Origin of the sequence: Pseudomonas sp. YH-1 (genome assembly GCF_051990045.1) — a bacterium.
Lineage (GTDB): Bacteria > Pseudomonadota > Gammaproteobacteria > Pseudomonadales > Pseudomonadaceae > Pseudomonas > Pseudomonas nicosulfuronedens.
Genome location: NZ_CP178184.1, coordinates 280,935 through 297,741 on the forward strand (window position 1 = coordinate 280,935; position 16,807 = coordinate 297,741).

Here is a 16,807-nt window from a genome sequence, read left to right on the forward strand (position 1 = left end):
ACGGATTCTGTGGGCAAGCGGGATCAGGGTTCCCGCTGGACGATTTTCAAGCGCCTCGCTGCAGGCCGCGCCACCGCTGCGCTGGAGAAGTTCTTCCCAAGCTTATCCACAAGTCTTTCAACGGCTGGCGGGGACAACTATCGGAACTGCGGAACTTTTCCGCGAAGCCGTAACTGTCCATCCATACAGGGGTTGCAGGGCAATCGAACAGAAATCGAGCGGCGCTGGCGGGGCCTGTCGCCACGCGGTCTCGCAAGGTTCGCCCAGATGTTATCCACAGCGCCGCCCACAGAATCTCGGGACAACTTCACTGCACGAGCAAGCGCGCCGCGATCAGGTCTTCCAGCGCATAACCCACGGACTTGAACAGGGTGATCTCGCTATCGTCCCTGCGGGCGCCACGACCTTGCAGCAGGTCGCTCAGCTGGTGGTGGATGGCGCTCTCGTCGATCACACCCTCGCCCAGGGGAATCAGCAGATCGCCCGCCTCTTCCAGCGCTCCTTCGCGGGTGTCGACGACGATGCGCGCACGGTGCACGGCTTCGCTGTCCGTCTCGCGCATGCTGGGAAGAAAGGCACCGACCAGATCGAGGTGGCAGCCCGAGCGCAGCCAGGCGCCGTGAACGATAGGCTCGCGGGAAGTGGTGACACAGCTGATGCAGTCCGCTGCCGCCACAGCACCACGCAGATCAACGCAGGCGTGAGCGGGATAGCCTTCGTCCTGCAGTTGCTTCACCAGCGCATTCACCTTGTCCTCGTGGCGCCCCCAGATAGCGATGTCCTCGTACTCGCGCACCGAGCAGTGGGCGCGGACCATGTGCGGTGCCAGGGTGCCGCTGCCGACGATCAGCAGCCGCCGTGCGTCGCGACGCACCAGGTAATCGGCGGCCAGCGCAGAGGTGCAGGCAGTGCGCCGCGCAGTCATTTCCGAAGCTTCAAGCATCGCCAGCGGGTGGCCGGTTTCGCCATCGAACAGGCAGAACAGCGCGGCCACCGCCGGCAGGTTCTTCGCGCTGTTATCGGGGAACACGGTCACCAGCTTCACACCGATGTCCTGCCCCGGCCGCCACACCGGCATGGTCAGCAGCGAAGCGTTGTCAGGCAGTTCGTGGCAGCCGCGCACCGGGGCTCCGCATTCGCTGGCAAGGCCGATGCGCAGGGCTTCGATCAACTGGGGATAACCCAGGCGCTGGGCAACGTCGGCGTTGGTGAGGAATTTAAGGTCATGCATGGGGACCTCGTACGCAGATTGAGAGCCCCTCTCCCCCGCCCTCTCCCTGAAGGGAGAGGGTTAGGGAGAGGGTGGGAGGCGACCGGCGGCTCCCGTGTCGATCAGAAGCGAACCCGGCCCCATTCTCAGCGGAGCATCAGTGCCCGCCCAGATACGCGTTGCGAACCTCCTGGTTACCCAGCAGTTCCGCTCCGGTTCCGCTCAGGCGTATCTCGCCGTTGACCATCACGTAGCCACGGTCGGACAGCTTCAGCGCATGGTTGGCGTTCTGCTCCACGAGGAACAGCGTCATCCCGCTCTGCGCCAGCTCACGCAGGGTCTGGAAGATCTGCTTGACCACGATGGGCGCCAGACCCAGCGAGGGCTCGTCGAGCAGCAGCAGCTTGGGCCGGCTCATCAGCGCGCGGGCGATGGCGAGCATCTGCTGCTCACCGCCGGACATGGTCATGGCGCGCTGGTTGCGCCGCTCCTTCAGGCGCGGGAAGAGGTCGAACATGCGCTGCATGTCTTCCTGGGCGTGGTCCATGCCGATGGGGATGGTGCCCATCAGCAGGTTCTCCTCCACCGTCATGTCGGGGAATACCCGACGCCCTTCCGGCGACTGCGCGATACCGTTGGAGGCCACGTAGTGCGCCGACTTGTGGCGGATGTCCTGGCCCTTGTAGAGAATCGCGCCGCCAGCCGCGCGCGGCTGGCCGAAGATCGACATCAGCAGCGTCGACTTGCCCGCGCCGTTGGCGCCGATCAGCGCCACGGTCTCCCCTTCGTTGACGGTCAGCGAGACTTTCTTCAGCGCCTGGATCGGCCCGTAGAACACATCGACTTCACGGAATTCCAACATCGGCGCCGTCATGCCAACTCCTCTTCGTCTGCGCCGAGATAGGCGGCGATCACTTTCTCGTTGTGGCGGATCTCGTCCGGTGCGCCACGGGCGATGACCACGCCGTGGTCGAGCACGATGATGTGGTCGGAGATGTTCATCACCATGCCCATGTCGTGCTCGATCAGCAGCACGGTGATGCCGTGGTGGTCGCGCAGGTAGCGGACGATGCGCGCCAGCGCCTGGGTTTCCGCGGGGTTGAGGCCGGCAGCCGGTTCGTCGAGGCAAATCAACTCCGGTCGGGTGCACATGGCGCGGGCGATCTCCAGGCGGCGCTGCTGCCCGTAGGACATCTCGCCGGCCAGGCGGTTGGCGCAATCCACCAGGTCCACCACTTCCAGCCAGTAGAAGGCGTGGTCCAGCGCTTCGCTTTCCGCTCGACGGTAGCCGGGAGTGTTGAGCACGCCGGCGATGAGGTTGCGGTTGACGAACATGTGCTGGGCCACCAGCAGGTTCTCCACCACCGACATCTCGCGGAACAGCCGGATGTTCTGGAAGGTACGCGCCAGGCCGGCGCGGTTCACCAGGTGGGTACCGCCGAACATCTTGTAGTAGAGGCGGTTGCCGAATTGCGCCGGGTTGACGAAGTCGCCGCCCTGGAACGGCTGGCCGAGCACCTTGATGACGTCGGTGGTGCCACCCTGGGTGTTGAGCAGGATGTTGCCGCCGGTGGCCTTGTAGAAACCGGTGAGGCAGTTGAACACGGTGGTCTTGCCGGCGCCGTTGGGGCCGATCAGCGCGGTGATGGAGCCGCGCTCCACGTCGAGGTTGACGTCGTTGAGCGCCTTGATGCCGCCGAAATGCATCATCAGGTGCTCGACGCTGAGGATCTTGTCACCGCTCATGGTGCCACCCCCTTGCGTACGGCGAAGCCCGAGCGGCTGATGCGGATCAGCCCGCGCGGGCGCCAGATCATCATCAGCACCATGAGGATGCCGAACAGCAGCACGCGGTAGTCGGCGAAGCTGCGCAGCAGTTCCGGCGCGACGGTGAGGACGAAGGCGGCGATCACCACACCCACCGTCGAGCCCATGCCGCCCAGCACCACGATGGCGAGGATCAGCGCCGACTCGAAGAAGGTGAAGGACGACGGGTTGACGAAACCCTGGTAGCTGGCGAAGAACACCCCGGCCAGCCCTGCCGTAGAAGCGCCGAGCATGAACGCCGAGAGCTTCACCAGCACGTGGTTCAGGCCCATGGCGCGGCAGGCGATCTCGTCTTCGCGCAGCGCTTCCCAGGCGCGGCCGACCGGCATGCGGGTCAGCCGGTGCTTGATGTAGAGCACCAGCAGCACGACGAGGAAGAGCACCACGTAGATGAACAGGAACTTGAAGTTCTGGTTGTAATCGATGCCGAGGAACTCGTGGATCGGCGTGCCGCCGTCCTTCGCCCGGCGACCGAACTCCAGGCCGAAGAAGGTCGGCGCCGGTACCGGCATGCCGTTCGGGCCGCCGGTGAAGGACAGCCAGTTGTTGAGGATCAGGCGGATGATCTCGCCGAAGCCCAGGGTCACGATGGCCAGGTAGTCACCGTGCATCCGTAGCACCGGGAAGCCCAGCAGCGCCCCTGCCAGCGCGGCGACGATGGCCGCCAGCGGCAGCACCGTCCAGAAGCCCAGCCCCAGGTACTGGTAGCCCAGCGCGAGACCGTAGGCGCCGATGGCGTAGAAGGCCACGTAGCCGAGGTCGAGCAGGCCGGCAAGACCGACCACGATGTTCAGGCCCAGGCCCAGCAGCACGTAGATCAGCCCGAGGATGATCACGGTGAGCAGGTACTTGCTGGCGAAGAACGGGAAGATCACTGCGGCAAGGATCACCAGCGGGACAATCCAGCGCAGGCGCGTCTTGTAGCCCGGCGGCAGGACGCTGATGCCCGAGTCGGAGGTCTCGAAGCGGTCCATCACGCGGGAGCCGGCGGGGGTCTGCAGGAACAGGCTGAGCAGCAGCCGGCCGAGCATCACCGCGCCGATCATCCAGGCGAGGCGGACCGGTTCGAGCTTGAAGCTGTAGCCATCGAGCACGATGCCGACGATGGGACCGAACACGATCAGGGCGATCAGCCCGGCGAGCACGGTGTCGACGAGGCTCTTCTTGATATCGATGCGCGCGGCGTTCGGCGCGGCTGAAGTCTGGGTCGCGGACGTCATGCTTACACCTTCGATACCTGGGGACGACCCAGGAGCCCTTGCGGTCGGAAGATCAGGATGGTCACCAGCAGGCCGAAGGCGAACACGTCCTTGAAGTCGGTGTTCACCATGCCCGAGAACTGCGCCTCGGCCACGCCCAGGATCAGCCCGCCGAGCATGGCGCCGGGCAGCGAGCCGATGCCGCCGAGCACGGCGGCGGTGAACGCCTTGATGCCGATGATGAAGCCCGCGTAGAAGTCGAAGGTGCCGTAGTTCATGGTGATCAGCACGCCGGCCAGCGCGGCCATGGCGGCGCCGATGATGAACACGTAGGAGATCACCCGGTCGGTGTTGATCCCCAGGATCGAGGCCATCTTGCGGTCCTGCTGGGTGGCGCGGCACATGCGCCCGAGCTTGGTGTACTGGATCACGTAGGTCAGCACCGCCATGCCGACGAAGGCGGCGATGAGGATGAACACCTTGGTGTAGGTCAGCTGCACGAAGCCTTCGCCGATGTGGAACTTGAAGGCACCGTCGAGCAGGGTCGGCACGCCTTGCTGGCGCGGCCCCTGGGCCAGCTGCACGTAGTTCTGCAGGATCAGCGACATGCCGATGGCGGAGATCAGCGGAGCCAGGCGCGTGGAGTTGCGCAGCGGCTTGTAGGCGATGCGCTCGATCACCCAGCCATAAACGCCGGTGACGAAGATGGTGAAGACCAGCGTGCCAAGGATCAGCAGCGGGAACGACTGCAGGCCGAAGAAGGCGAGCAGCGCCAGGCCGACGGCGGAGAGGTAGGCGGAGATCATGTACACCTCGCCGTGGGCGAAGTTGATCATGCCGATGATGCCGTAGACCATCGTGTAGCCGATGGCGATCAGGCCGTAGACCGACCCCAGGGTCAGCCCGTTGATCATTTGCTGGAGGAAGATACCGTCCACGATTGAGTACTCGCGCAAGCTGGGCAGGAAAGGCGGACGGCTCGCGCAATCACCGGCTCGTGACCAGCTGCGCGCGTTTCGTCAACCTGCGGGGAAGCCGGCGCCGCGGGTAGCGGCGCCGGCCGGTCAGGCGGTGATTACTTCTTCATTGCGTCGAGCTGGTGGTACTTGCCCTTGTCGTCCCACTCGTAGACCACGTAGTCGGAGACTTTCAGGTCGCCCTTCTTGTCCCATTCCTTCTTGCCCATCACGGTCTGCACCGGGTTGGCCTTCAGCCAGGCGCTGGCCTTGGCCGGGTCGGTCTTGCCCGCGCCATTGAAGGCAGCGGCCAGGGCCTGCACCGAAGAGTAGGCGTAGAGGGTGTAACCCTCGGGCTCGAAGCCGTTGGCGCGGAATTTTTCCACCACGGCCTTGCCGTCCGGGATCAGGCGCGGGTCGGCGCCGAAGGTCATCAGCACGCCCTTGACGTATTGCGGGCCGCCAGCAGTGGTGACCAGTTCGTCGGTAACGATGCCGTCATCGGACATGAACTTGGCGGTCAGGCCCTGTTCGCGCATCTGACGGACCAGCGGGCCGGCTTCCGGGTGCAGGCCGCCGAAGTAGACGACCTCTGCGCCCGAGGCGCGGATCTTGGTGACCAGGGCGTTGAAGTCCTTCTCGCCACGGGTCAGACCTTCGTACAGCACTTCCTTCACGCCGCGCTTGTTCAACTGCGCACGGGTGGCATCCGCCAGGCCCTGGCCGTAGGTGTCCTTGTCGTGGATCACCGCGACTTTCTTGGCCTTCAGCACGTCGACGATGTAATCGCCGGCGACCACGCCCTGCTGGTCGTCACGGCCGCACATGCGGAACATGCCGGAGAGGCCGCGCTCGGTGACCTGCGGGTTGGTGGAGCCGGGGGTGATGGCGATGACGCCGGCCTCGTCGTAGACCTCCGAGGCGGGGATGGTGGAGGAGGAGCAGAAGTGGCCGACCACGGCGACCGCCTTGTCCTGGTCGACCAGGCGGTTGGCCACGGCCACGGCCTGTTTCGGTTCGCAGGCGTCGTCCGCCTTCACCAGTTTGATCTTCTCGCCATTGATACCACCGGCGGCGTTGATGTCTTCCGCGGCCTGGCTAGCCCCACGCCAGTACTGTTCCCCGAACGAGGCGTTGGCCCCGGTATGCGGTCCTGCGACCCCGATAACGACATCGGCCTGTACTACGGAAGACATGCCCAGTGCGGTGGTGACCGCCAGAGCCAGAAAGCCTTTTCTGAAAATCTTCTGCGACATGGAGTTTTGCTCCTGAGGGTTTTTGTAATGGCGCGTTGTAGGTCTTGTTGGCGATTTCTCGTTTAAGCGATTCAGCGAGTTATCGACAGCAAGCGGCGTGCCATTCGTTTTTGTTATTAACCAAGTCCTACAGCGAAAACAGCCCGAGCTGGCAGACATCAAGTGCTAGACACGTGCAACCCACTGAAAGCAAAAGGTGCAACCAAGCAGGCAAAAGGGTGCAACCAGTCTTCCCGTGAGCTGGCTTTTTCCAGCCACCACAGGCGCAACCCCAACCGTAACCATCGCTGTCACCGAACTGCACATCCGCGGTGCAGACCCGTCGGGGTAACGCACCATAAGAGGCTAGACGAAAGTGCAGCGAGCGTGGGTGGGTCAAACCGGGGCGGTGCCCGCCCCGCTCTGCACGATCTCAGATCACCACCCGCAGGCATTGCCCGGCGTGGTAGAGGGAGAAGCCGGCTTCGTACAGACAGCTGCGCAGGCCCACGGCGGAGATTTCCTCCATGGGCCTGAGCGGCATCGGCAAGGCGCTGGCGTCACCGTCCAGCAGGAAGTCGGCAAAGGCCTTGCCCACCACCGTGCCGGTGGTGACGCCACGACCGTTGTAGCCGCTCATGGCGACCAGCCCCGGCGCCGGCTCGAACAGGCGCATGAGGTGGTCGGGGGTGAAGTCGATGCAACCGGTCCAGGTGAACTCCCAGTCCACCTTGCCCAGCTTCGGGAAGTAGTGCTGCTGGATGCGGTCCGCCCAGCTCTTGAGGAACCACGCCGGCTTGCCGGTGCCCTTGCCCAGGCTGCCGAGCAGCAGGCGGCCATCGGCATCGCGGCGGATGCTGCTGAGCACCTGGCGGGTATCCCAGGAGCCCTGCCCGCCCGGCAGGATGCGCGCGGCCTCGGCGCCCTCCAGCGGGCGGGAGGCGACCTGGTAGTAGTAGCCAGGGAAGAAGGTGCGGCGCAATTGCGTCCACTCGCCCTCGGTGTAGGCGCTGGAGGCGATCACCACCTTGTCGGCGGTCACTACGCCACCGGCGGTTATCACGTTCCATGCGCTGCCCATGCGCACCAGGCCGACCACCGGGGAATGGTGGTACAGCTCGCCGCCCAGGCCGACCACTGCGCGGGCGAGGCCGCTGACGTAAGCCATGGGGTTGAGCGTGCCAGCACGACGGTCCAGCAGCGCGCCCGCAATCTTGTCGGTGCCACAGGCCTGCTCGCAGTCGGTGCCGGTGAGCAACTCCACCGGGGCACCACGGCGGCTCCACTGCTCGCAGCGGCTGCGCAGGTCGGCCAGACCACGGGCGTTGTGCGCCATGTGCAGCGTGCCTTCGCGGCGCGCCTGGCAGTCGATGCCGTAGTGGTCGATCAAGGAGAACACCAGCGAGGGAGCGTTGCCGAGCATGCGGTTGACCCGCTGGCCGACCTCCGCGCCCATGCCCGCTTCGATCTCGTCCGGGGGAATCCACAGGCCGGCATTGACCAGCCCGACATTACGCCCTGAGCCGCCGTGCCCGGTGGTGTGGGCCTCCAGCACGCAGACTGTCTGGTCCCGTTCCAGCAGGTGCAGCGCGGCGGACAGGCCCGTGAAGCCCGCGCCGATGACGCACACATCGACCTTGCGATCCCCACGTAGCTCCGGAGCTTCCGGGCGGTCGGGCGTCAGGTATTCCCACAGACACTCTTGGCGAAGCGACATCCAGCGATCCTTCTACGCGAACCTTTGTGAATGACTCTGTCTTGCAGGCCCACTTCGTGGGCCGGGCGTTTTTGTGTAGGACCGAGGGGGACGCCTAGTCCTTGCTCGCGAACCGCATGACGCCACAGTTCACCTGGGCCCTGTTCGCGAGCAAGCTCGCTCCTACGAAGAGCAGATCGGTGCCATCAATCGAAGACTATGCCCTGGGCCAGCGGCAGTTCCCGCGAGTAGTTCACGGTGTTGGTCTGCCGGCGCATGTAGCCCTTCCAGGCGTCGGAGCCGGACTCGCGGCCGCCGCCGGTTTCCTTCTCGCCACCGAAGGCGCCACCAATCTCCGCACCGCTGGGGCCGATGTTGACGTTGGCGATGCCGCAGTCGCTGCCCACCGCCGAGATGAAAGCCTCGGCCTCGCGCAGGTCGGTGGTGAAGATGCACGACGACAGGCCCTGCGGCACGCCATTGTTCAGCGCCACCGCGTCGTTGAAGTCCTTGTAGGGCACCACGTAGAGGATCGGTGCGAAGGTCTCGCTGCGCACCACATCGCTCTGCTCGGGCATCTCGACAATGGCCGGCGACACGTAATAGGCCTCGGGGAACTGCTCGGCCAGTTGGCGCTCGCCGCCGAACACCACGCCGCCCTCGCCACGCGCCTGCTCCAGCGCTCCCTGCATGGCCAGGAAGCTGCGCTCGTCAATCAGCGGACCGACCAGGTTGCCTTCCAGCGGATGACCGATGCGCACCTTGGAATAAGCCGTCTTCAGGCGACTGACGAACTCGTCCTTCACCGACTCGTGGGCGATCAACCGGCGCAAAGTAGTGCAGCGCTGGCCAGCGGTGCCGACGGCGCTGAACAGCACGGCGCGCACGGCCATGTCGAGGTCGGCACTGGGCGCCAGGACCATCGCATTGTTGCCACCCAGTTCGAGGATGCTGCGACCGAAACGGGCCGCCACGCGAGGGCCGACTTCGCGGCCCATGCGGGTGCTGCCGGTAGCGCTGACCAGGGCGACGCGCACGTCGTCCACCAGCGCTTCGCCAGCACTGCGATCGCCGATCACCACCTGGCTCAGGTACTCCGGCGCATCGCCGAATTTCTTCAGTGCACGCTCGAACAGTGCCTGGCAGGCCAGTGCGGTGAGCGGGGTCTTCTCCGACGGCTTCCACACCACCGAGTTGCCGCAGACCAGCGCCAGCGCGGTGTTCCACGACCAGACGGCAACCGGGAAGTTGAAGGCGCTGATGACGCCGACCACACCCAGCGGGTGCCAGGTCTCGCGCATGTGGTGGCCGGGGCGCTCGGAAGCGATGGTCAGGCCATAGAGCTGGCGCGACAGGCCGACCGCGAAGTCGCAGATGTCGATCATCTCCTGCACTTCGCCCTGGCCTTCCTGGGTGATCTTGCCGGCCTCCCAGGACACCAGCTCGCCCAGCGCCGCCTTGCTCGCCCGCAGCTCTTCGCCGAATAGCCGCACCAGTTCGCCACGGCGCGGCGCCGGCACCTTGCGCCAGGCGTCGAAGGCGTGGGTGGCGCGGCCGATCTTCTGCTCCACCTCGGCGGCGCTTTCCAGGCGGACGGCGCCCAGGCGGCTGCCGTCGATGGGAGAGTGGATGACCTGATCGCCACCGGTGACCAGGCGTGCGTCGACGCCAAGGGATTCGAGCAGTGCGGAAATCATGCGGACTCCAGTTCGTTTCAGATGACCTTATGGAATGCCGGAAGTAATAACTGGCTTGCCTGGGCACAACAAACGACGTTTCCTATGCACATCATTCCGTAAATTCATGAACTGCCCGCCATGCTGAGCAAACGCCACCTGCCGTCCATGACCGCCCTGCAATGCTTCGAAGCGGTGGCGCGGCACCTGAGTTTCACCCGTGCTTCCGAAGAGCTGAACCTGACCCAGAGTGCGGTCAGCAAGCAGGTGGCGCAGCTGGAGGAGATGCTCCAGCACCTGCTGTTCCGCCGCGTACGCCGGCGCCTGCAACTGACTCCGGCGGGCGACCTGTACCTGGTGGAGGTGCGCAAGATCCTCACGCAGGTGGAGATGTCCACCCACTATCTGCTGTCCTATGGTGGCGAGACCGAAGTGCTGCGCGTGGCGACGCCGCCGACCTTCGGCGCGCGCTGGCTGATCCCGCGGCTGAACGGCTGGCGCCATCGCCACCCGAACATCCACCTGGACCTGCGCCAGGAACTGGAACCGGGCGACCTGCTGCAGTCGCGCTGCGATATCGCCTTCTTCTTCGGCGCCGCCACCTTGCCCGGCGCGGAGTGTGTGGCGCTATTCGGCGAAGAAATGGTGCCGGTCTGTTCACCGGCGATCCTGCCGGCGCAACCGCTGACCAAGCCGACGCAACTGGCCGACCTGGTCCTGCTGCAGAACGCCACGCGCCAGGAAGCCTGGCACGAATGGTTCCTGAGCCTCGGCCAGCACAGCGAGCACAGCTACCACGGGCCGCGCTTCGATACCTTCTACATGTGCATTCGCGCCGCCCAGGCCGGCTGCGGCGTGGCGCTGCTGCCACGCTTTCTGGTGGAAGAGGAACTGAGCGAGGGCAAGCTGGTGATCGCCTGGGAGCACGGGCTGGAAAGCCGCAGCGGCTATTACCTGGCGTACCCCGAGCATGCGGCGGCGGTGCCCAAGGTCAGGGCGTTCGTGGAATGGATTGGGGAGCGGATGGAGGGGTAGTTTCTGTGCGACGGCGAGCCCCCTCTCCCTAACCCTCTCCCTGAAGGGAGAGGGGACTGTCCGTGCATTCGGACCGTTCAAAGCTCGCCGGCTGACTTTCCGCTATCCACGCAAGCCGAACGGCTCCCTCTCCCTTCAGGGAGAGGGCTGGGGAGAGGGGAATCCCAACTCCGCACTACCCCGAAAACACCTAAACCAGCAAACTCCTATCAAACACAAACGCCCCATCCCCCTGTGGCGTAAAGCGCAGGACATGCTGCGGCCGCCCCATCGGCGGCTGGTGCCGTTCACCCGTGTCTTCCACCCAGCCCGCCGTCTTCATCCGCTCCAGCCTTCCCCGCAGGCTGGAGTGCTGGATTTCCTCGCCGATGGACCACTCGAAGGCCTTCAGCGCCTCCGCCACGGTGAAGCGTTCCGGCAGCAGATGCAGCGGCAACGCGCTGTACACCGACTTGCCCGCCAACCGCTCGCAGGCCTGCTGCACCAGCTGGGTGTGGTCGAAGGGCAAGGCAAAGCGCTCGCCGCGCACGGCATCCAGCGGCACGAAATCCAGATCGTCGGCGGCCAGCTCGGTGTCAGGCGCCACCAGCACGAGGTAGAACACGCTCAGTGACCAACCACGCGGGTCGCGCACGGCGTTGCCCACCGTGGCCACCTGCTCCATGTAGGCCGGCTGCACCCGCGCCTTCTCGCGCAATGCGCGCAGGGCGGCATCGTCCAGGCCATGGTCGGCGCAGCGGCCATTGATCAGCACACCAGGCAGCGCCCACTGGCCTTCGAATGGCGCCTGGGCGCGACGGATCAGCAGCAGCTCCAACCCGCGCTCGGGGTTCAGGCGCAGCGCCACGATGTCCACGGTGGCCAGCACTTCAGCGCTATTCATCGACGCTCCTCGAATGCTCCTTCATTGGAAGAAGTCCCGTGACTTATTTCACCATGTACAGAAAGCATCTTCCACCTCCAATCATTTTTAGCCTTTCTGCTTGACGACTTATTTCATGTCGTGAATTATGTAGCCACGACAGACCACCAACGGTCAAGCGGAGGCTTCCATGAACCTGATCGCCAGCTTCGATGTAGACGCCCAGAAAGGCTTCACCCCGCTCTGCCCCGATGAACTGCCGGTGCCCGGCGGTGACGCCATCGGCGGCGCCCTCAACCTCATGGCCGAACGCGCCAGCCTGCGCCTGGGCAGCAAGGACGCCCACAGCCCGCAAGCGCCCTGGGTGGTGAGCGAACCGGCACAGATGCTGCAGCCGCTCAGCCTGCCCAATGCCGACCTCACCTGGGTCAGTCACTGCGTGCCCGGTACGCCGGGCTTCGAGCTGCTGGACGAATTGCCTGAACCGATGGACTACGACTTCTTCATCTGGAAGGGCGTCGAACCGAACCTGCACCCCTACGGTGCGTGCTACCACGACCTGGCGGAACGGCGCAGCACCGGGGTGATCGAATATCTGCGGCAGAACGCGGTCAGCCACGTACTGGTGGGCGGCCTGGCGCTGGACTACTGCGTGAAGACCACCGCGCTGCAACTGCGCCGCGCCGGCTTCCAGGTGCTGCTGTACCTGCCGGCCTGCCGCGCCATCGCAGAGGAAACCGCGAAGGTGGCCTGCAACGAAATGCGCAGCGCCGGGGTCATCCTCTGCACGGACGAGAACGAGCTGGACGAGGCCCTCATGGGCATCAGGGAGAATTGATCATGGCCGAGAGCGTGTTTGCCGAGCGCATCGTGCAGAACCTGCTGGACACCGACTTCTACAAGCTGACGATGATGCAGGCGGTGCTGCACAACTACCCCAATGCGGAAGTGGAGTGGGAATTCCGCTGCCGCAATGCCGAGGACCTGCGCCCGTACCTGGCGGAAATCCGCTACCAGATCGAGCGTCTGGCCGAGCTGGAGGCCACGCCGGATCAATTGGCCTTCCTCGAGCGCATCCCGTTCATCAAGCCGGACTTCATCCGTTTCCTCAGTCTGTTCCGCTTCAACCTGCGCTACGTGCACACCAGCATCGAGGACGACCAGCTGGCCATTCGACTGCGCGGACCGTGGCTGCACGTGATCCTCTTCGAGGTGCCGCTGCTGGCCATCGTCAGCGAGGTGCGCAACCGCTATCGCTACCGCGAAGTGGTGCTGGAGCAGGTCGGCGAGCAGCTCTACCGCAAGCTCGACTGGCTTGCCGGCAACGCCAGCGAAGAGGAGCTGAAGGAGTTCCAGGTGGCCGACTTCGGCACCCGTCGGCGCTTCTCCTACCGCACCCAGGAAGAGGTCGTGCACATCCTCAAGCGCGATTTCCCCGGCCGCTTCGTCGGCACCAGCAACGTCCACCTGGCCCGCGAATTCGACGTGAAGCCCATCGGCACCATGGCCCATGAATGGCTGATGGCGCACCAGCAACTCGGCCCGCGGCTGATCGACAGCCAGATCGCCGCGCTGGACTGCTGGGTGCGCGAGTACCGCGGCCAACTGGGCATCGCCTTGACCGACTGCATTACCATGGACGCCTTCCTCAGCGACTTCGACCTGTACTTCGCCAAACTCTTCGATGGCCTGCGCCACGACTCGGGCGACCCGCTGGCCTGGGCCGAGAAGGCCATTGCCCACTACCGCCGCCTGGGAATCGACCCGATGACCAAGACCCTGGTGTTCTCCGATGGCCTCGACATGCCCAAGGCGTTGCAGCTCTTCCGCGCATTGCGTGGCAAGATCAACGTCAGCTTCGGTATCGGCACCAACCTGACCTGCGACATCCCCGGGGTGGAACCGATGAACATCGTGCTCAAGATGACGGCCTGCAACGGCCACCCCGTGGCGAAGATTTCCGACACCCCGGGCAAGACCCAATGCCGCGACGAGAACTTCGTCGCTTACCTGCGCCACGTGTTCAAGGTGCCGGTGTAACCCATTTTCCGCTTTCCACAGGAGCCCTCCAGATGAAAGACAGACAGGCCGCCATCGCCAGAGAACTCAACGTGCAGCCGCCCTTCCAGTCCGACGCCGAGCTGCAGGCCGAGATCCAGCGTCGCGTGCGCTTCATCCAGGACTGCCTGAAGGGTTCGGGAATGAAGACCCTGGTGCTGGGCATCAGCGGCGGCGTCGACTCGCTCACCGCCGGCATGCTCTGCCAGCGCGCCGTGGAAGGCCTGCGCGCCGAGACCGGCAGCCCGGACTACCGCTTCCTCGCTGTACGCCTGCCGTACAACGTGCAGGGCGACGAGCAGGACGCCCAGGACTCGGTGGACTGCATTGCCCCCGACGAGCGACACACCGTGAACATCGGCCCGGCCGTGCAGGCGCTGGCCGCCGAGACCCAGGCACTGGAAGGGCTGGCCCCGGCCACCCGCGACTTTGCCCTGGGCAACACCAAGGCGCGTATCCGCATGGTCGCCCAGTACACCATCGCCAACGCCCGTGCCGGTCTGGTAGTGGGCACCGACCACGCCGCCGAAGCGGTGATGGGCTTCTTCACCAAATTCGGCGACGGCGCCTGCGACCTCGCCCCGCTCACCGGCCTGGTGAAGAACCAGGTACGCAGCATCGCCCGCAGCCTCGGCGCGCCGGAGCACCTGGTGGAGAAGGTGCCGACCGCCGACCTCGAGGACCTCGCCCCCGGCAAGCCGGACGAGCACTCCCATGGCGTGACGTACAAGGAAATCGACGCCTTCCTGCACGGCCAGGACGTCGGCCAGGAAGCCTTCGACATCATCGTCCGCACCTTCGAGAAGACCCGCCACAAGCGCGCCCTGCCCACCGCGCCGTAAGCGAACGGTAGCCGCCTGGCGCGGGGAAGTCCCGCGCCAGGCGGCTCAAGGGTTCAGTGCTGGGGAATGACGTAGCGCCAGATGGCGATGAAGTGCAGCAGGCTGCCGGCGATCACGAACAGGTGCCAGATGCCGTGCCAGTGGCGGAAGCGGCTGTCGTAGGCAAAGAAGATGATGCCAATGGTGTAGAAGGCCCCGCCGCCCACCAGCCAGGCAAAGCCGGCGCCGCCCAGCGCGCGGTACAGCGGCCCGACCGCGATCAGCACGATCCAGCCCATCACCGCGTAGATGATGATCGACAGCACCCGCGCCTCGGAGCGCGGCTTGATCTCCTGCAGCATGCCGATCACCGCCATCGACCAGACGATGCCGAACAGCGTCCAGCCCCAGGGCCCCTTGAGCGTCACCAGGCAGAAGGGCGTGTAGCTCCCCGCGATCAGCAGGTAGATCGACAGGTGGTCGAGCTTGCGCAGGATGATCTTCGCCCGCCCCCGCACGCTGTGGTAGAGCGTCGAGATGCTGTAGAGCAGGGTCAATGTCGTGCCGTACACCGCCACGCTGACGATGCGCAGCGGCTCGCCCACCAGGCTGGTGGCGACCAGCAGCCAGATGCCGCCCACCAGCGCCAGCACGGCGCCAATCAGGTGAGTCCAGGCGTTGAAGCGTTCACCGTGGTACATGAGTCCCCCGTTGCAATGTCAACCACGCCCACACCCTACCCTCCTTGCGTGAAATAAAAAGCCCGACCATGGGTCGGGCTTTTCGGATCACAGACTTTCGAGCGAAAGCCGGATCACTTCACCGCCAGGGTGCCCTTCATCATGGCCGAGTGGCCCGGGAAGGAGCAGAAGAAGGCATATTCATCACCGGCCTTCAGCTTGGAGACGTCGAAGGTCACCGAATCCTTCTCGCCGGAACCGATGATCTTGGTGTGGGCGATCACGCGGGTGTCGCCGTCTTTCACGTAGTTCTTGTCCAGACCGGCGGCCATGCCGTCGGTCACCACGCCCTGCATGTCAGCGGCGGTGGTCAGAACCCAGTTATGGCCCATGACGTTCTTCGGCAGGCTGCCCGGGTGCGACAGGTTTACGGTGAAGGTCTTGCAGCTCTTGTCGACGGTGATGGCGTTGGTGCTGAACTGCATCTGGTCGTTGCCCTGGATGTCCACGGAGCATTCGGCGGCCAGCAGCGGGGCACTGAACAGGCCAAGCAGGGATACAGCGGCGAGTTTACGGAACATGACATGCCTCCTAGGCAGGTTGGGCGGAGAATCCTGAAGGGAAGACTGCCCGAACGTGATCGGGGTTCCCCTGATCTGCATCAATGGCCATCGGCCACGAGCCAAGCTTCGAACTGTCTATCAGGTCGATCAGCAGGATCAACGAGGCAGATCAGCGCACCCGGCCTAGCATAGACCCCATCCCACGGCCCAACAGGAGTTCGCGCCATGCACCGCTATCCATTGTTACAAAGTCTGCTCGCCTGCTACGCCCTCGGCGTCTGTGGCGGCAGCCTGCAACGAACAGAATTGGACTAGGGCATTTCGTACTTGGTCGCTCCCCGGACTGCCGCTACCCTGACGGCCTGCTAAACGAGGCCAGAGAAACCAGGAGTGCCCTCCATGACCTTGCGTTCCATCTGCGTATTCTGCGGCGCCAGCCCCGGCGCCACCCCGATCTACCAGGAAGCCGCCGAAGCCCTGGGCCGCCACCTCGCCGAGAACGGCATCCAGCTGGTCTATGGCGGCGGCGCCGTGGGCCTGATGGGCATGGTCGCCAACGCCGCATTGGCCGCCGGCGGCGAAGTCATCGGCATCATCCCGCAGAGCCTGAAGGACGCCGAAGTCGGCCACAGCGGCCTGACGCGCCTGGAAGTGGTGGACGGCATGCATGCGCGCAAAGCCCGCATGGCTGAGCTGAGCGACGCCTTCATCGCCCTGCCCGGTGGCCTGGGCACCCTGGAAGAACTGTTCGAGGTCTGGACCTGGGGTCAGCTCGGCTACCACGCCAAGCCACTGGGCCTGCTGGAAGTGAATGGTTTCTTCGATCCGCTGCTGACCTTCCTCGACCACCTGGTGCAGGAGCGCTTCGTGCGCCAGCCGCACCGCGACATGCTGCAGCGCGCCGCCTCGCCCGCCGAGCTGGTCAGCGCCCTGGCCGCCTGGAAGCCCCTGGCAGCACCCAAGTGGGTCGATCGCACGCCGACCTGACG

At 65.0% G+C, this 16,807-nt stretch carries 16 protein-coding genes; 5 read left to right on the forward strand and 11 right to left on the reverse strand.

Features of this window, described 5'->3' with window-relative positions; genetic code table 11:
- Positions 1–307 precede the first annotated feature (307 nt).
- The 8 genes from ACKI1H_RS01350 to amaB all read right to left on the reverse strand — a co-directional run bounded on the left by ACKI1H_RS01350 (position 308) and on the right by amaB (position 9,820).
- Entirely contained in the window at positions 308–1,231 is a 924-nt protein-coding gene (locus ACKI1H_RS01350; RefSeq protein ID WP_440467457.1) for an ornithine cyclodeaminase family protein, read from the reverse strand.
- Between the two features lie 136 nt (positions 1,232–1,367).
- Positions 1,368–2,084, reverse strand: coding sequence for an ABC transporter ATP-binding protein (locus tag ACKI1H_RS01355; RefSeq protein ID WP_045216300.1), 717 nt, complete (start codon positions 2,082–2,084; stop codon positions 1,368–1,370).
- Entirely contained in the window at positions 2,081–2,956 is an 876-nt protein-coding gene (locus ACKI1H_RS01360; protein WP_138524199.1) for an ABC transporter ATP-binding protein, read from the reverse strand. The genes ACKI1H_RS01355 and ACKI1H_RS01360 overlap by 4 nt, the downstream gene beginning before the upstream one ends.
- The gene (gene livM, locus ACKI1H_RS01365; protein WP_440467458.1) at positions 2,953–4,257 is read right to left on the reverse strand and encodes a high-affinity branched-chain amino acid ABC transporter permease LivM; all 1,305 of its coding nucleotides are present in this window, start codon (positions 4,255–4,257) and stop codon (positions 2,953–2,955) included. Before livM ends, ACKI1H_RS01360 begins: the two co-directional genes overlap by 4 nt.
- Positions 4,258–4,259: 2 nt before the next feature.
- Complete coding sequence (locus tag ACKI1H_RS01370; protein WP_081515564.1) at positions 4,260–5,174, reverse strand: ABC transporter permease subunit; 915 nt, start codon at positions 5,172–5,174, stop codon at positions 4,260–4,262.
- A gap of 137 nt (positions 5,175–5,311) precedes the next feature.
- The gene (locus tag ACKI1H_RS01375) at positions 5,312–6,448 is read right to left on the reverse strand and encodes a branched-chain amino acid ABC transporter substrate-binding protein (protein WP_440467459.1); all 1,137 of its coding nucleotides are present in this window, start codon (positions 6,446–6,448) and stop codon (positions 5,312–5,314) included.
- A gap of 412 nt (positions 6,449–6,860) precedes the next feature.
- On the reverse strand, positions 6,861–8,144 hold the full coding sequence (gene amaA / locus ACKI1H_RS01380; RefSeq protein WP_440467460.1) for an L-pipecolate oxidase: 1,284 nt from the start codon (positions 8,142–8,144) through the stop codon (positions 6,861–6,863).
- A 185-nt stretch (positions 8,145–8,329) separates the two neighbouring features.
- The gene (amaB, locus tag ACKI1H_RS01385; RefSeq protein WP_440467461.1) at positions 8,330–9,820 is read right to left on the reverse strand and encodes an L-piperidine-6-carboxylate dehydrogenase; all 1,491 of its coding nucleotides are present in this window, start codon (positions 9,818–9,820) and stop codon (positions 8,330–8,332) included.
- Between the two features lie 120 nt (positions 9,821–9,940).
- Between amaB and ACKI1H_RS01390 the strand changes: the two genes are divergently transcribed.
- Positions 9,941–10,834, forward strand: a complete 894-nt coding sequence (locus ACKI1H_RS01390) for a LysR family transcriptional regulator (protein WP_138524189.1) — start codon at positions 9,941–9,943, stop codon at positions 10,832–10,834.
- 190 nt (positions 10,835–11,024) lie between these two features.
- On the opposite strand, the gene ACKI1H_RS01395 is transcribed toward ACKI1H_RS01390, so the two are convergent.
- Complete coding sequence (locus ACKI1H_RS01395) at positions 11,025–11,717, reverse strand: NrtR DNA-binding winged helix domain-containing protein (protein ID WP_440467462.1); 693 nt, start codon at positions 11,715–11,717, stop codon at positions 11,025–11,027.
- 169 nt (positions 11,718–11,886) lie between these two features.
- Between ACKI1H_RS01395 and ACKI1H_RS01400 the strand changes: the two genes are divergently transcribed.
- Genes ACKI1H_RS01400 through nadE form a run of 3 tightly spaced genes read left to right on the forward strand, consistent with a single transcriptional unit; the run spans position 11,887 to position 14,596 of the window.
- Positions 11,887–12,534, forward strand: a complete 648-nt coding sequence (locus tag ACKI1H_RS01400; RefSeq protein ID WP_440467463.1) for a nicotinamidase — start codon at positions 11,887–11,889, stop codon at positions 12,532–12,534.
- A gap of 2 nt (positions 12,535–12,536) precedes the next feature.
- A complete protein-coding gene (gene pncB / locus ACKI1H_RS01405) occupies positions 12,537–13,736 on the forward strand; it encodes a nicotinate phosphoribosyltransferase (RefSeq protein ID WP_138524183.1) in 1,200 nt (399 codons plus the stop codon).
- 32 nt (positions 13,737–13,768) lie between these two features.
- Positions 13,769–14,596 carry an ammonia-dependent NAD(+) synthetase gene (gene nadE, locus ACKI1H_RS01410; protein WP_440467464.1) on the forward strand — a complete coding sequence of 276 codons (828 nt, stop codon included), beginning with the start codon at positions 13,769–13,771 and terminating at the stop codon, positions 14,594–14,596.
- Between the two features lie 53 nt (positions 14,597–14,649).
- On the opposite strand, the gene trhA is transcribed toward nadE, so the two are convergent.
- Positions 14,650–15,276 carry a PAQR family membrane homeostasis protein TrhA gene (trhA, locus tag ACKI1H_RS01415; RefSeq protein WP_138524179.1) on the reverse strand — a complete coding sequence of 209 codons (627 nt, stop codon included), beginning with the start codon at positions 15,274–15,276 and terminating at the stop codon, positions 14,650–14,652.
- 113 nt (positions 15,277–15,389) lie between these two features.
- Positions 15,390–15,836 carry an azurin gene (azu, locus tag ACKI1H_RS01420; RefSeq protein WP_138524177.1) on the reverse strand — a complete coding sequence of 149 codons (447 nt, stop codon included), beginning with the start codon at positions 15,834–15,836 and terminating at the stop codon, positions 15,390–15,392.
- A 381-nt stretch (positions 15,837–16,217) separates the two neighbouring features.
- Between azu and ACKI1H_RS01425 the strand changes: the two genes are divergently transcribed.
- Positions 16,218–16,805, forward strand: coding sequence for a TIGR00730 family Rossman fold protein (locus ACKI1H_RS01425; protein ID WP_192225241.1), 588 nt, complete (start codon positions 16,218–16,220; stop codon positions 16,803–16,805).
- Positions 16,806–16,807: the final 2 nt, after the last annotated feature.

Excerpts from the sequence above, each read along its gene's own strand:
- nadE (WP_440467464.1), top strand. The coding sequence starts at position 13,769 with ATGAAAGACAGACAGGCCGCCATCGCCAGAGAACTCAACGTGCAGCCG.
- ACKI1H_RS01425 (WP_192225241.1), top strand. The coding sequence starts at position 16,218 with ATGACCTTGCGTTCCATCTGCGTATTCTGCGGCGCCAGCCCCGGCGCC.
- ACKI1H_RS01355 (WP_045216300.1), bottom strand. The coding sequence starts at position 2,084 with ATGACGGCGCCGATGTTGGAATTCCGTGAAGTCGATGTGTTCTACGGG.
- ACKI1H_RS01360 (WP_138524199.1), bottom strand. The coding sequence starts at position 2,956 with ATGAGCGGTGACAAGATCCTCAGCGTCGAGCACCTGATGATGCATTTC.
- ACKI1H_RS01400 (WP_440467463.1), top strand. The coding sequence starts at position 11,887 with ATGAACCTGATCGCCAGCTTCGATGTAGACGCCCAGAAAGGCTTCACC.
- pncB (WP_138524183.1), top strand. The coding sequence starts at position 12,537 with ATGGCCGAGAGCGTGTTTGCCGAGCGCATCGTGCAGAACCTGCTGGAC.
- ACKI1H_RS01375 (WP_440467459.1), bottom strand. The coding sequence starts at position 6,448 with ATGTCGCAGAAGATTTTCAGAAAAGGCTTTCTGGCTCTGGCGGTCACC.
- amaB (WP_440467461.1), bottom strand. The coding sequence starts at position 9,820 with ATGATTTCCGCACTGCTCGAATCCCTTGGCGTCGACGCACGCCTGGTC.
- ACKI1H_RS01390 (WP_138524189.1), top strand. The coding sequence starts at position 9,941 with ATGCTGAGCAAACGCCACCTGCCGTCCATGACCGCCCTGCAATGCTTC.
- ACKI1H_RS01350 (WP_440467457.1), bottom strand. The coding sequence starts at position 1,231 with ATGCATGACCTTAAATTCCTCACCAACGCCGACGTTGCCCAGCGCCTG.
- livM (WP_440467458.1), bottom strand. The coding sequence starts at position 4,257 with ATGACGTCCGCGACCCAGACTTCAGCCGCGCCGAACGCCGCGCGCATC.
- ACKI1H_RS01395 (WP_440467462.1), bottom strand. The coding sequence starts at position 11,717 with ATGAATAGCGCTGAAGTGCTGGCCACCGTGGACATCGTGGCGCTGCGC.
- trhA (WP_138524179.1), bottom strand. The coding sequence starts at position 15,276 with ATGTACCACGGTGAACGCTTCAACGCCTGGACTCACCTGATTGGCGCC.
- amaA (WP_440467460.1), bottom strand. The coding sequence starts at position 8,144 with ATGTCGCTTCGCCAAGAGTGTCTGTGGGAATACCTGACGCCCGACCGC.
- azu (WP_138524177.1), bottom strand. The coding sequence starts at position 15,836 with ATGTTCCGTAAACTCGCCGCTGTATCCCTGCTTGGCCTGTTCAGTGCC.